Annotated in this window: 13 protein-coding genes; 9 read left to right on the top strand and 4 right to left on the bottom strand. The window is 45.0% G+C overall.

Annotated features, from left to right (window positions below; genetic code table 11):
- The first annotated feature begins 9 nt into the window (after nt 1–9).
- The 5 genes from ppnN (at nt 10) to ACXAGX_RS09910 (ending at nt 5,210) form a co-directional block, all read left to right on the top strand.
- Nucleotides 10–1,368 carry a nucleotide 5'-monophosphate nucleosidase PpnN gene (gene ppnN, locus ACXAGX_RS09890; RefSeq protein WP_474838024.1) on the top strand — a complete coding sequence of 453 codons (1,359 nt, stop codon included), beginning with the start codon at nt 10–12 and terminating at the stop codon, nt 1,366–1,368.
- A gap of 90 nt (nt 1,369–1,458) precedes the next feature.
- On the top strand, nt 1,459–1,833 hold the full coding sequence (locus ACXAGX_RS09895) for a DUF3192 domain-containing protein (protein ID WP_070127153.1): 375 nt from the start codon (nt 1,459–1,461) through the stop codon (nt 1,831–1,833).
- A 10-nt stretch (nt 1,834–1,843) separates the two neighbouring features.
- Entirely contained in the window at nt 1,844–3,463 is a 1,620-nt protein-coding gene (locus tag ACXAGX_RS09900) for an HDOD domain-containing protein (RefSeq protein ID WP_474838026.1), read from the top strand.
- Nucleotides 3,464–3,687: 224 nt separating this feature from the next.
- A complete protein-coding gene (locus ACXAGX_RS09905; RefSeq protein WP_070127157.1) occupies nt 3,688–4,695 on the top strand; it encodes an isocitrate dehydrogenase in 1,008 nt (335 codons plus the stop codon).
- Nucleotides 4,696–4,889: 194 nt separating this feature from the next.
- Nucleotides 4,890–5,210, top strand: coding sequence for a ComEA family DNA-binding protein (locus ACXAGX_RS09910; protein WP_474838028.1), 321 nt, complete (start codon nt 4,890–4,892; stop codon nt 5,208–5,210).
- Between the two features lie 64 nt (nt 5,211–5,274).
- Here the strand turns inward: ACXAGX_RS09910 and galU are convergent, their stop codons facing one another.
- The 4 genes from galU to wecA all read right to left on the bottom strand — a co-directional run bounded on the left by galU (nt 5,275) and on the right by wecA (nt 9,634).
- Nucleotides 5,275–6,168 (bottom strand): UTP--glucose-1-phosphate uridylyltransferase GalU, encoded by an 894-nt coding sequence (galU, locus tag ACXAGX_RS09915; protein ID WP_474817733.1) that lies wholly within the window; start codon nt 6,166–6,168, stop codon nt 5,275–5,277.
- Nucleotides 6,169–6,725: 557 nt separating this feature from the next.
- Nucleotides 6,726–7,583, bottom strand: a complete 858-nt coding sequence (locus tag ACXAGX_RS09920) for a glycosyltransferase family 2 protein (RefSeq protein ID WP_474838030.1) — start codon at nt 7,581–7,583, stop codon at nt 6,726–6,728.
- Nucleotides 7,580–8,470: a glycosyltransferase gene (locus ACXAGX_RS09925; protein WP_474838032.1), complete on the bottom strand. Its 891-nt coding sequence runs from the start codon at nt 8,468–8,470 to the stop codon at nt 7,580–7,582. The genes ACXAGX_RS09920 and ACXAGX_RS09925 overlap by 4 nt, the downstream gene beginning before the upstream one ends.
- An 87-nt stretch (nt 8,471–8,557) precedes the next feature.
- A complete protein-coding gene (gene wecA / locus ACXAGX_RS09930) occupies nt 8,558–9,634 on the bottom strand; it encodes a UDP-N-acetylglucosamine--undecaprenyl-phosphate N-acetylglucosaminephosphotransferase (protein WP_474838034.1) in 1,077 nt (358 codons plus the stop codon).
- Nucleotides 9,635–10,022: 388 nt separating this feature from the next.
- Between wecA and ACXAGX_RS09935 the strand changes: the two genes are divergently transcribed.
- The 4 genes from ACXAGX_RS09935 to ACXAGX_RS09950 are packed head-to-tail and all read left to right on the top strand — an operon-like array spanning nt 10,023 to nt 13,663.
- Nucleotides 10,023–10,376: a hypothetical protein gene (locus ACXAGX_RS09935; protein ID WP_474817728.1), complete on the top strand. Its 354-nt coding sequence runs from the start codon at nt 10,023–10,025 to the stop codon at nt 10,374–10,376.
- Nucleotides 10,377–10,389: 13 nt separating this feature from the next.
- Nucleotides 10,390–12,231, top strand: a complete 1,842-nt coding sequence (locus ACXAGX_RS09940) for a polysaccharide biosynthesis/export family protein (protein WP_474838036.1) — start codon at nt 10,390–10,392, stop codon at nt 12,229–12,231.
- The gene (locus ACXAGX_RS09945) at nt 12,231–13,013 is read left to right on the top strand and encodes an ABC transporter permease (RefSeq protein ID WP_474838038.1); all 783 of its coding nucleotides are present in this window, start codon (nt 12,231–12,233) and stop codon (nt 13,011–13,013) included. Before ACXAGX_RS09940 ends, ACXAGX_RS09945 begins: the two co-directional genes overlap by 1 nt.
- A complete protein-coding gene (locus ACXAGX_RS09950) occupies nt 13,010–13,663 on the top strand; it encodes an ABC transporter ATP-binding protein (protein WP_474838040.1) in 654 nt (217 codons plus the stop codon). Before ACXAGX_RS09945 ends, ACXAGX_RS09950 begins: the two co-directional genes overlap by 4 nt.
- Nucleotides 13,664–13,710 lie beyond the last annotated feature (47 nt).

Here is a 13,710-nt window from a genome sequence, read left to right on the forward strand (position 1 = left end):
GACTGTGATATGAATAAAGTACAGTTAAACCCTGTGGGATGGATAAGCCAACTCTCACAGGTTGAAGTAAGTAAGCTTCAGGACATTACCAATAGCGAACTATTTGGTGTATTCAAGCGCTGTTGCCTGGCAGTATTAAATAGCGGTGTCGACGAAGACGACGCCGAACTACTTTTCGCCCCCTTCGATGATTTTGACATCCGCCTCATACGTCGCGAACGCGGCGTGAAGATCGAATTGATCAACCCGCCAGAAGTGGCCTTTGTTGATGGGCAGTTGATGCGCGGCGTGCACGAACACATCTTTGCCGTTCTTCGCGATATTTTGTTCATGGGTAATAAATATGCCTTCGTGAACCAGAAAGCCCCATCGGAAAGTGCAGCTATCACCGATATGGTATTCGATATGCTGCGTCATGCCCAGGCACTGGAAGGCAACGACGATGTAAATACAATTGTGTGTTGGGGTGGTCATTCCATCAAACACCACGAATATAAATACACCAAGGAAGTTGGCTATCAACTTGGGCTTCGGGAAATGAACATTTGCACGGGTTGTGGGCCTGGTGCAATGAAGGGGCCAATGAAAGGCGCTGCCATTGGCCACGCCAAACAGCGATATAAAAAAGGCCGTTATATTGGTATTTCCGAGCCCAGTATTATTGCAGCCGAGCCACCGAATGCTATCGTCAATGAACTCATTATTATGCCGGACATTGAAAAGCGCCTCGAAGCCTTTGTTCGTTTTGCACATGGCATTGTGATTTTTCCCGGTGGCGTAGGTACGGCTGAAGAATTACTTTATCTGCTTGGCATTTTGATGAACGAAAGAAATGCGATGCATCCGTTTCCGGTAGTTTTAACAGGACCAGAAGAGTCTCGTCCTTATTTTGAGGCCATTGATGAATTTGTTGGTGCAACCCTAGGAAAAGAAGCCCGGGACAAATATCAAATTGTTATTGATGACCCACAAGAGGTGGCGCGAATTCTGAAAACCGGTTTAGCAAAAGTCGAAAATTTCCGTCGGGCTATGGGGGATTCATTCAGCTTTAACTGGTCGCTACGCATTGACGAAGCTTTCCAGACACCGTTTGAACCCACCCACGAAAAAATGGCGGCACTGGCATTACACAATGATCAACCTGTCGGTGATATTGCTATGACGCTAAGAAAGGCGTTCTCAGGTATTGTAGCCGGTAACGTAAAGGCAGAAGGCGTCGCGCAAATTAAGGAAAAAGGACCGTTTCGTCTTAATGGCGACCCGGAACTGATGACGCGTATAGACAATCTGCTGCGCTCGTTTGTGCAACAACAGCGCATGAAATTGCCAGGAAGTGAATATATTCCCTGCTATGTCATTGAAAAATAGCGCAGTCAATCCTTGTTACGATTTTATCGTTCCTTCAGGCGCCACTTTTAATGTACACTTATCGCAATTCGCAGTAAAAAGTGAAAAGGGATGAATAGCAAGGTTTTTAAACTGATTTTGCTCGGCATTGGTGCCTATGCATTGTTTGTATTTATGGTTATGTCTTTTTATCCAGACAAACCTGAAGATATGGACTGGCAGGATCGGGAAGAATACAACAAAGTACAGATCACCAAGCTGAAACTCGGTAGTACGAAGCAAGAAGTGTGGGCTATGCTTGGCTCTCCAGATATTACCGAAGCAAAAATGGAATCCGGTACCCCTATTCAGGTCATGTTTTACCGCACACAACATGTTCGTGCAGATGGCCTGACTACACAGGATGAATGCACACCCTTGTTATTTGAAAATGATCAATTGATTGCCTGGGGCGAAGGGGCCTATCAAAGTTACCTGAAATCCTGATTGCAAAACCATGCTTCCTGCTACAAAAAAGATTCTTGCTTCAGATCTTCAACTTACCAAACTGTTTAATGCTTCAGATGACGATCTTTCTCTGACACAGCAGTCTTTGAAACAAGCAACAAATCTTATTCAGTCTGGGAAGCATTCACCCGATGGCTTACTCGCCATCGCTTTTCTTATCGATGACAAATCACACGCCCCCAGCTTGGCATTGCGATGCAGTTCATTGCTGACTTTCGTGGGGTTGCGCCTTCAGTTTAATGAACATTATTTACAGCATTTTGTTGCTGGCGCCTATGCGGCCATGAGCTTTGCGAATGCCGAGCGAAATCGGCTAGCGGCTTTTCATCAGTTTTGTCAAAAGCGTCAACTTGATATTATTCAGTCATTACTGAAAGTAGCCAAAGTGGCAAGCAGTACCACGCCAGAAAGGTACCTTCAAGAAAATAAACTAACGCGCGAGCAAATATGGTTGATTATCATATTTTGTGCGCTCAACAGTAAGGCGTCTGCATTTACCGAAAAAATACAGCCCGCCGTCAGCAAGCTGAGCAGCGCTTTCCATGCCGACTTAGGCATGTTTATCAGTTATCCGGGTAAATTTCTCCCTGGCACAGCCGTCAATGTGCCAGCCGGTGGTGGCTATTATCTTTACCGTCTTTCTCTTAATACCTCGGCGGTGTGGCTGACAGACACCAATCAAGTCGTGGAAACGCACTGTCAGAAACTCGTCAAAACCGATGCGCCGACTTTAACTTTACACCGCTGGCAAACGTTGACTGCGAGATACATTGAAGAATTTAATCCTACAACCAGGCAGCTCTTTCCACTTCAATATCCAATAAGTCGTTTACCCACCGATCTGCGGAGCATCATTACGGGGTTACAGGACAGCAATGCAGATATTAGCGCCCTCGCCCGTCGCATTGAGAACATTCCCGTATTTGCAGCCTATTTAAAGGAAACTGCAAGTACTGACAACCGCTTACAGCTTACGGTTAAAGACGTTAAGCAAGCTATGTTAACCTATGGAATGACGCGGGTTGCCGACATGCTCATATTGCGTGCGCTATCACAACGGTTACATCAACGTTTTTTCCCTCTCATGCCAGTTTTTGTTAGATTAAGTGAAGTGACCGCTGCGGTGGCATCAGAGCTAACTGTCCTTACCAAAAGTAAACAAACACCTCAAACCATGGCGCTCATCGCGACGTTCACGACTGCCCCACTATTTACCGTGGCCGGATTTAAAACCTTAAAGCGTTGGCCGAAGGTTGAACGCCAGCTTTATGATTTAAATTCGCTATGGAAAAGTGAAACCCAATCGTTTTCAGAAATGTCTACCGCGTTGGCCAGGCAGTGGCAGCAACCGCCCCTCTATCAAGGGATCATTAATCACTGTGGGCGCGAATTACGTGATATCCCTGGCGCACTCAAAGTCGACACGGCAATCATCAGTCTCGCTACAATGCTTGCCAGGCTCTGGTTATTTGGCGTAACGCCTGATAGTGCCTCATCTAAATTTCAACAGCAAAGCTATGCATTGCTGGGGCTAAACGATAAGTTAATCGGTGATATTCAAGGCCAGTTATCACCGCTACTTTGGTTACCATACACTCAACAGCCATAACCAACATTCACCAAACTTATGACGAGTGAGTTTGACTTTTCTGTTACACATCGCGTTCTTCATATAAAATACTACAGTAAGTCTTAGGCTGTTTCGAAAAAATCAGCCTGGCGCATTTCTGGCAAAAACAGCAACGGCCTTTATCGCTGCCGTAAGTCGCTGTTTAAATCACGCCTGGCAACCTAACGAATTAATAAACAAGAATTACCAAAGGATTCCACAACATGACTCAGCAACGCATTACAGTCATTCGCGGCGACGGCATTGGTCCTGACATCATTGACGCCACTATCAAAATTCTCGATAAAGTGGGATGCAACTTCGCTTATGATTACGCAGATGCAGGTCTGGTAGCCCTTGAAAACCATGGCGAGCTGCTGCCACAGGAAACACTGGACTTAATCGCGAAAAACAAAGTTGCGCTTAAAGGCCCATTGACTACGCCTGTGGGCGAAGGCTTTACTTCTATTAACGTGAGCCTGCGTAAACAATTTCAATTGTATGCGAACGTTCGTCCAGTACTGTCGTTCAAAGGCACCAAAGCCCGATACGAAGATATCGACATTATCACTGTTCGTGAAAACACGCAGGGGATGTATTCTGGTCTGGGACAGGTAGTTTCTGACGACGGTCAGGAAGCCGAAGCGAAGAGTAAAATCACCCGTGAAGGCGCTGAGCAAATCGTAGAATTCGCCTACGAGCTTGCCCGTCGTGAAGGCCGCAAAAAAGTAACGGCTGTACACAAAGCGAACATTCTGAAATCGACCTCTGGTCTGTTTTTGAAAGTTGCCCGTGAAGTTGGTGAGCGCTATCCCGACATCGAGTCTACCGAGATGATCGTTGATAACACGTGTATGCAACTGGTAATGAACCCACACCAGTTTGATGTGATTGTCACGACTAACCTGTTCGGTGACATTCTTTCTGATTTGTGTGCCGGCCTGGTAGGCGGCCTTGGTATGGCTCCTGGAGCGAATATCGGTAAAGAGTGTGCTATTTTCGAAGCTGTTCACGGCTCTGCACCGGATATTGCCGGTAAGAACCTGGCAAACCCCACCTCAGTGATTCTGGCCGCGATTCAGATGCTTGAATACCTGAACATGGGTGATAAAGCGGAGAAAATTCGCAGCGCATTGAAAGAGGTTATTGAAACCGGTGACCGCACCACCCGCGATCTCGGTGGCCAGGCTGGCACTACTGAGTTTACTGACGCGGTACTTGAACGTTTGTAATACACAGTGATATCAAGAAAGGCGGGTTTAATATCCCGCCTTTTTTTGCCCGCTAGCTCACTACTTCCACGACATTCCTTCCCCAATACAGCCCTCCTACAATACTGTCCTGAAACTGGACTCCCCAAGCCATAGCCTTATGCGTAATCTACATCCGTACACGATGTACAACCCACTTAAAAGGATGAAGAATTATGTATAAACGTAAACTCGCAACAGCGGTAGCGTTAGCTACTCTGATATTTGGAAGTTCAATGGCGGCAGCTGAAGTGATTGAATCCAGCGCCAGTGAGATGGCAGGCATCACAGCGGCTGACGCCTTGGATCTCAATATGGTAACTGTTGAAGAGCTCATGACATTGCCCGGTATTGGCAAGAGTAAAGCTCAGGCGATTATTGCTTACCGTACAGAAAAAGGCTATTTCCACGAAGTCGACCAACTTACAGAGGTTCGTGGAATTGGAGAGAAGTTACTTGAAAAGATGCGTCACAAGGTAAAGGTTGTACCTAAATAAGTGGCAAACAAAACAAAGCCCGCATGCGCGGGCTTTGTTTTTTCTCTATTACTGCTGACAATTATTAGCCATTCAGTGAAGCAAGGTATTCCTTGAATTCGTCACCTAAAGCTGGGTGACGTAGTGCGTATTCTACGTTTGCTTTCATATAGCCCAATTTGCTTCCGCAGTCGTGACTCTTACCTTTCATGTAGTATGCATCTACCTGTTCAATTTTCATCAATGAATCGATAGCATCGGTAAGTTGAACTTCACCGCCTGCACCAGGAGGCGTAAACTCAAGCAAATCCCAGATTTTTTCAGACAGCACGTAACGACCTACAACAGCCAGATCAGAAGGCGCTTCTTCAAGCTCTGGTTTTTCTACCATTTGGTGAATCTTAGCCGACTCACCCGGTTTGATATCCACACCGCCAAGATCTGCAATACCAAATTTGGTGATGTCTTCCTGCGGTACTTTTTCAACCATTACCTGGCTCACACGACTGGTGTTAAATTTAGCCACCATATCAGCAAGGTTATCTTTCTTCGGATTACTTGCTACGTCGTCGATAACTACGTCAGGCAGTACTACCGCAAACGGCGCGTCACCCACTAACGGATGAGCACAAAGAACAGCGTGACCCAGACCAGCTGCGTGGCCTTGACGTACGTGCATGATGGTTACGTCTTTCGGGCATATAGACTGTACTTCTTCAAGCAGCTGACGCTTTACACGTTTCTCAAGCGTTGCTTCAAGTTCAAAAGAAGTATCGAAGTGGTTTTCAATACTATTTTTACTCGCGTGCGTTACCAGAATGATTTCTTTAACACCGGCTGCTACACACTCATTCACAACATATTGAATAAGCGGCTTGTCAACCAACGGCAACATTTCCTTAGGAATTGCCTTGGTAGCTGGTAGCATTCTTGTACCCAAACCTGCAACAGGGATAACCGCTTTTTTCACTTGACTCATATTAAGTGTCCTTTTACTAAATTCCTCGACCCATGGCGTAATGCAATCCTTATTCCGCCATGCAGTTCGACATAAAATAATTTTGCTTTCATAAGCAATTTGATTGACGGTTTATGCCGTAACAACCAATCAATAAATCAGCCAATATCTTTTGGCTGAAGATAACCGGGCAAACTGCTAAAGACTCTCTCCCTAACAATGTCCCAAAAACGGGCATATTCCCACATACAGGGCACGCGATGCACCAAATCAAAGCAAAATCACTATATTGGTGCGCTAATAATGATGTTCTATATGTAACCGAGTTCTGTTGGCAATCGATAAAACATCAACGCATTTCAAATGTGATTACAGAAACTGTCGTGTCTGTAAAGACTATCGTAATGACAAACACTATCTTGTTCACAGAGATTACTTACGCGCTTTCGGCTTAGTAAGTTCAGCAATTATGCTGAAGATAGCATCTTAATCTTTTAGAGCGCTAAATTGTCTTTCTAAACATTTATTTATCACCCGGCGGCCTCTAGTATACCGAGTGCATCATGACGATTGTATGACTAATCTAACGCACCTGTTTTGCCTTTGACACCATCTTTTAGCCCCTTGAGGAAGAAACGGCCTCGTACTTTCCCTTGTTCAAATACCCAACGATTGATTAGCCAACGCACTGGCAATCCCATAAGGTTGCGACATTTCCAATAAAGTGGAACGTAATTTCTTCGGCTTAATATTAGAATATTCCTGGCTTGATAGTACAAGCGAATGGGTGCGCCACGTTTGAACGTCAAACCGAGAATTTTCCATCGACCATCTCCCTGTCGGTGTAGCATTTTTACATTCAGGAGCTTCACAATCTGATACCCCTTATCTCTAGCACGCCAACACCACTCATGATCCACGCCGTCGATAAAAAGTGACTCTTCTTTTTCACCAACCGTTTTAAAAATGTCGGCATTTAGCAACATGCCTGATGCTATAATCTGCTTAACAGAAGCAAAATCTCCGCTGATTTTCCGCTCACGCTGAATGGCAGGGCTAACAGCTTCACCATTAAACTCACAAACGATTTGTGGCCCCACCGCGGCAATGTTCTCCATACTCTTTTGCGCTTTGGAAAACCCGTCGCAAAGACCCATTAGTAGTGCTGAGGTTATGTCGCTATCTTGGTCGAATAGCGCGATGTGACTACAGCCATACTCAATAAGCACTTTAATCCCAGCGTTCTGAGCGGCGGCGATACCTATATTTGACGGAAAGTGAAGATAAGTAATTTCAGTAGAAAATGTGTCGACTAAGGGTTCTGGTGAATTGTCTACCAGAATGATAGGTAAATTCTCAGCTTCAATACCCGACAGCACCTTGTTGAGATGAGTTAAGTCGGGGTGAAAAAGTATAATAACGATGCCGGGTTTCACGATTTATTCCGCTTTTCCAGCATTTTACGATCCATTCGGTAAGCCATTTTCACTATTCTGGCCGGCATTAGCCGCATGGTTAGAACACCACACGCATAAATCAGATTCCAGGGAGTTAATCGCCGTAACGCGCGCATAGCAAATAAACGCGCTCGGAATTCATTGAGCGACTTTGTGAGTCCGCGGCGTTTGTAGAAATTGTTTACCCGACGAAACTCCAGCAGTCGATCTTTGAGATTGCAAAAAACGATGCCTTCACTGGCGAGTTGAATCCACAAAAAGTAATCCTGTGTATTCTTCAATTCGGCATCATAGCGAAATCCCTGACGAAAAACGTCATAGCGGAATGCAACGGTTGGGTGATTCATTGAACAACGTCGGGGTAATACACGCACGATCTGCGCGTGAGAGGCTGGCATAATACGAGCGCCAACCTTTTCACCTGACTCGTTGATTTCCGTTAATGCAGCGCCTAATACGCCGACTTTCTCGTGATTATTCAGAAAGGAGACTTGCTTTTCGAGGCGCTCCGGCAGGGATATGTCATCGGCGTCCATGCGAAAAAAATAGTTCAGGCTTAACGCCATCCCCCACTCTATCGCAAAGTTCATGCTCGCAGCTAAACCGACGTTCTCGGCGTTTTTGGCCAGAACAATGCGACTGTCGTTTGTTGCGGTGTCGTTTAGGAAAGCGGTAATCTCGTCAGAGACGGGGCCATCGATCACAATGAGATAAATAAACGACTGATAAGACTGGCAAAGCACACTATCAACTGCTTGCTGTAACCATGCTAAACAGTCATTGTGATAAACGGCCATTGCAACGAGCGACTCTACATCTGATGCGATCGCTCCTTGATGGATAATTGTTGTATTGGCTTTGGACAAAGCAACCGCCGATATCGAAAGCAAAGCTGAAAATAAGAAGCAAACATAGCAAATTTATAACGCTGAGTCTGCACTAAATATGGGCAATCAGTTTTTCGCGGATGCTCTCATCGACTTCTTAATTGTTCTGATCATTCGCCAAACATTCTGGATCACGTAGCTGTAAATCATCAGCAACCCGATGAACGACCAAAACATGACGTATTCAGGAATGGCAAGAATTTCACCCATTATGCCTACGCCGGCGTAACACAGACCAAGGAATAAGATTGCGGCCAGGGCCTGTCTGCTTGTCAAACCCGCTCGCATAAAGATGTTATGCAAGTGCTTTCGGTCTGGACGAAGCATGGATTGCCCTTTTCGAGCGCGACGATACATAATTGCCGCCATATCCATAAGCGGGAGCCCTATCAACCAAACCGCTGTGATGGGTCTGAAAGCAGCCGCGGGGCCTTGAGTGTGATCAACGAGCAACCAAACGATAGTGAGCCCGACGAACATGCTGCCCGCGTCGCCCATAAATATTTTGTTACCCTTAAAGCCTTTCCAACTCAGGTTAAAAGCCAAAAATGGTACGATAGCCGCCACAATTATAAGCGGCTCCATGATGGCACTACCATTGCCAGTGAACAGCAATATGCCGACCACAGTAAGCAAAACAATCAGGCTCATGCCACCGGCAAGTCCGTCGATGCCGTCGATCATGTTGAACGCATTGATAACACCAACGACACAAACAATAGTAAAGAAGTAGCCAACGATACCTAGATAGGCTTCTCCGAAACCGAAAATGTTACCCAATGAGGTAATATAATTTTGCGCACTCCACGCCATAATGGCCGCCACACCGAACTGGCACAGTAAGCGCCCTTTAGCACTTAACTGAAAACGGTCGTCAAGCATACCTAACAGGACAATAAACGCAGAAGCAGTGAAGAATAACGGGTTATTTCGCATCCACACATCAGTTGCAACACTGGCCACAAGCACGGCCATAAAAATAGCAACGCCGCCAGTGAGAGGAACCATACCGGCATGACGTTTACGATAGGTAGGATGATCCACCAAGCCAAATTGATGTGCCAAAGGCGTCATCACGATCAATAGGATCAACGCGACAAAGAAAGCCGTAAACAGTGGAACAATTTGCAGATAATCAAACATACAAAAAATTATATCCGTTCAGAAATCTGAGTTTGCATTTTCGATTGCTTGAAAAGTGTTGAGAATTGATAGTCGTGATCCATGCTCTGGGTTACATCCTGAAAAGAATTGACAGTTATTTCGTCAAAGCCGTCATATGATAATAGACTAAAGGCGAAAAGACTACTGTCTGTTTTATTTCTTCTAAGAAAAACAACTTTAGCCTTTGACCCAAATAGTCACATTCGTTCTATTTGTTGTCGTGTGGCAAGCAGGATTTGAGCCATTCCCTTCAAAATTGTGTAATATTGCTAGTTGAATTTTTTAATCCCACAAGTGTCGGATAACTGCAAATGTGTTGATTTGTGTTATGCTACGGCCCCAGTTTTGACAAGGAATTATTTAAGACATGTTTAGTATCAGAGGTTTGAGTACTGGTCTGGTAGGTCTGACGTTACTCCTCAGTGGATGTGCCTCCGCCCCCGAGCCGGTGAATGCAAACATTCCTTTAGTGTCTACAAAAAGTATTGAGTTAGTCAGTACTGAAGTCGTATCCGTGCCACAAGGCAAAATTGCCTCTGGTAGCCAGGTCCAGATTAATGGTTCACTGTACCTTGTTGGGAACAGTTATCTATCTGCTTCTGGTATGAGTTGCAGAACATTGAAAGCAATGGCCATGACAGCGGCTCCGCGCTCCATGTGCCAGCGCGACGGGCAATGGCAAGTTCTTTCGCCACTCATCACTCATACTAACGTTCAATAAAATGGCAACATCTATGTCTGTATTTCGCTCACTCCTCACTTTAACCTCTGCATTAGCAACCACAGCGTTTCTTTCTTCTGTTGTTAATGCTCAGTCCATTGCTGATTTACAACAATTAAGAGAACAAGCACAGCAACAAGGTAACAATTCGTCTTCTACAGACAGCACCACCTCAAATGTATCGGTTTCTCCAATGAACATTCCAACCAGCCGCACTTTGCCTGGTGCCAGAGCGGAGAGCATGTCGACAAACGGACAATATAATCGTTCTTCCAGAGAAGGTATGGTACTGCCTGGTGAACCGACTATTGAAGATGTTTACCCTTATAGCGAGCCACTGAAAAGCCCACCGTTTGCAGCCAATTTATTTATCGGCGGGTTCGAATCTGAACGCGCTAACGGTTTAAATGAAAATTATCTGATTGCGCCTGGCGACAAAATTTCAATTTGGATGTGGGGAGCCGTTAACTTTTCTAATGTGGTGACCGTTGATAACCAAGGCAATATCTTCATTCCGAATATAGGCCCGGTTCAATTAGCAAACACGCCAGCGGGTTCGGTAAATAGCAAGGTTACGTCAGCAATCAAACAAATTTACACCAACGATGTAAATGTCTACGTTAACCTACTCACTTCTACACCTGTGGCAGTGTATATCACCGGGCCCGTCATTCGTCCTGGTCAATATGCGGGTTTGGCATCTGATAGCATTCTGTACTACTTAAAGCGTGCCGGTGGCGTAGATTTCGCTCGTGGTAGTTTTCGTAATATCGACATTAGACGCAATGGAGAAATTGTCGCAACAGCCGATCTCTATGATTTCGTCAGGCTTGGCAAACTCCCCGGCATTTCATTTCAAGACGGCGACACCATCGTCGTTCGTCCCGTAGGAGACCGTATCACGGTTGCCGATGGCGCGAATAATAGCTTTACCTTCGAATTCAAAAAGGAAGAGCTCATTGGTCGCACGCTACTAGACTATGCCCATCCTCGCGACTTTATCAGCCATGTGTCAGTAGCAGGCTTACGCAATGATAGTCAGTTTGCTCAGTACCTTAATCTCAATGAGTTTGCGGAGATTACTCTCAACGCAGGTGATGAAGTTAACTTTATCAATGATCACGAAGCGAAGGTGTACCAAATCAACATTGAAGGCGGTCATTCTGGCCCCTCAAAAATCATGGTCGACAGTGGAACTAGGCTTAAAGACGTGCTGAATTACGTGCAGGTTATGCCGTCATTGTCGAATCCCGAAAATGTTTATCTATTAAGAGAAACCGTCGCGGAAAAACAAAAAGAACTAATCGAGCAATCCCTACAAAGACTTGAAAGAAGTATTTATACCGCCCCTATCAGTTCCACGGGTGAAGGTTCTATCAGAGTGCAGGAAGCACAATTAGTTAGCGACTTCATTGCCAGAGCGAGAGATATAGAACCAGAGGGCCGCGTTATTGTTTCTGAAAATGGGAAAGTCGCAAATGTTTTGCTCGAACCCAACGATACAATTGTCATTCCAGAAGCCACAGATCTGATTCAGGTAGGCGGTGAAGTAATGATGCCGCAAGCCATTGTCTTTAATGATGATGCCACCACGGCTGACTATATAGCTTGGGCAGGAGGATTCACTCAGCGCGCGGACGACGAGAGAATTTTGATTATTAGACAAAACGGTATCGTGGAATTCGACAGTATTCACCACAGCTTGTGGTCTGAAGGTGAAGGCAAACTGGATATCAGACCTGGTGACCAGGTGATGGTATTACCGTCTATAGATGTCAAATCCCTACAGGCAATCAAAGATATCACCCAAATTATTTATCAGATTGCTGTCGCTGCTAACGTAGCTGTAAACTAATGGAGCTTTCGTTTAAAACGCAACTGCGAGGGTGGCGAACCGTCATCTTCGCACTGTTTTTGCGTGAGATGCAGAGTAAATTCAATGATAAGCTCGGATTAGGTTGGGCTTTCATTGAACCGTTTATTTTTATTTTTGCGATGTCATTTATTCGTAGCCTGATTAGCGGGTCGGATGTTCACTCCGTACCGATATTTGTCTACATGATGGTTGGGTTAATGGGTGTTCAGTCGTTTATGACGTGCACTGGTAGTGTTCCCAGTGCAATCAAGCAAAACAAACCACTTTACGCCTTCAGGCAAGTTCAGCCTATCGCGGCGGTTATAACTTCAGGTTTTATGGAGTTCGCAATAAAATGCGGCGTCATTTTTCTGATATCAGTCGCCGTGTATATTTTTGATTTGGAATTTCATCTTGCAAATCCTTTGCTGCTCATTTCACTTTTTCTGCTCTTATGGGTATTTTCTCTGTCAATAAGCTTGATATTTGCCGTGCTTATTTCGTTCATTCCAGAGATGAGTAAAATCAAGAGCATGCTGAATCGTCCCATATTTTTTATCTCATGTACTTTTTTCAGCCTCCAAGATATTCCTGAACACACATGGAAATGGCTGACTTGGAATCCACTTGTACACATCATTGAATTAAGCCGGTTTGCCTGCTATCCGTCATACGGTGATGCTGGAGTGTCAATGGCTTATATTCTAGAAGTGACAGCGGTTACTCTCTTTCTTGGACTGGCGCTTTATCATATCACCTGGAAAAGGATACTGGCGCGATGATCAAATTAGAAAATCTCACAAAGAGTTATCCAAGCAAATTGGGGCCTCAGTATATTTTCCGCAACCTGAACTTTGAGTTCCCTACTGAAAACAGTGTCGCTATTCTTGGGAAAAACGGTGCTGGTAAGTCAACGCTCTTTCGTATGCTGGCAAAAAGTGAGTATCCAGATAAAGGAAGAGTACTCACCAATAAGTCTATGTCATGGCCAGTGGCGCTACAAACCGGTATCCATGGACAAATGTCGGGTAGAGAAAACGCCAGATTTATTGGTAGAATTAATCAGGTAAAATCTCTAACAAAGTATGAAAAAGCCGTTCAGGAATTTGCTGAAATAGGGCCACGCTTCGATTTGCCGGTACGCACATATTCATCTGGTATGCGTGCAAAATTGGTATTTGCATGCTGTATCAATATTGATTTTGATATCTACCTTATAGATGAAGCCACTTCTGTAGGCGATCCCGCTTTTCGCCGAAAAGCCCGTCAGGCGCTAGTAGAAAAAAATAAAACTGCTGGCATGATTATGGTAAGCCATGAGTTAGACCAAATTCGCGAATTCTGCACCTCTGCCGTCGTAATTGAAGATGGCCAGTTGTATTTCTATGATGACCTCGAAGAAGGTATCAGCGCCTACATTGACGATAAATAAAATTAAGTGATTACGAAGTATGGACAGTAAAGATATTTCCAAAAAAA

The sequence above is a fragment of the Alteromonas sp. ABV4_515 genome (assembly GCF_056160345.1).

Excerpts from the sequence above, each read along its gene's own strand:
- ppnN (WP_474838024.1), top strand. The coding sequence starts at position 10 with ATGAATAAAGTACAGTTAAACCCTGTGGGATGGATAAGCCAACTCTCA.
- ACXAGX_RS09895 (WP_070127153.1), top strand. The coding sequence starts at position 1,459 with ATGAATAGCAAGGTTTTTAAACTGATTTTGCTCGGCATTGGTGCCTAT.
- ACXAGX_RS09900 (WP_474838026.1), top strand. The coding sequence starts at position 1,844 with ATGCTTCCTGCTACAAAAAAGATTCTTGCTTCAGATCTTCAACTTACC.
- ACXAGX_RS09905 (WP_070127157.1), top strand. The coding sequence starts at position 3,688 with ATGACTCAGCAACGCATTACAGTCATTCGCGGCGACGGCATTGGTCCT.
- ACXAGX_RS09910 (WP_474838028.1), top strand. The coding sequence starts at position 4,890 with ATGTATAAACGTAAACTCGCAACAGCGGTAGCGTTAGCTACTCTGATA.
- galU (WP_474817733.1), bottom strand. The coding sequence starts at position 6,168 with ATGAGTCAAGTGAAAAAAGCGGTTATCCCTGTTGCAGGTTTGGGTACA.
- wecA (WP_474838034.1), bottom strand. The coding sequence starts at position 9,634 with ATGTTTGATTATCTGCAAATTGTTCCACTGTTTACGGCTTTCTTTGTC.
- ACXAGX_RS09935 (WP_474817728.1), top strand. The coding sequence starts at position 10,023 with ATGTTTAGTATCAGAGGTTTGAGTACTGGTCTGGTAGGTCTGACGTTA.
- ACXAGX_RS09940 (WP_474838036.1), top strand. The coding sequence starts at position 10,390 with ATGTCTGTATTTCGCTCACTCCTCACTTTAACCTCTGCATTAGCAACC.
- ACXAGX_RS09945 (WP_474838038.1), top strand. The coding sequence starts at position 12,231 with ATGGAGCTTTCGTTTAAAACGCAACTGCGAGGGTGGCGAACCGTCATC.
- ACXAGX_RS09950 (WP_474838040.1), top strand. The coding sequence starts at position 13,010 with ATGATCAAATTAGAAAATCTCACAAAGAGTTATCCAAGCAAATTGGGG.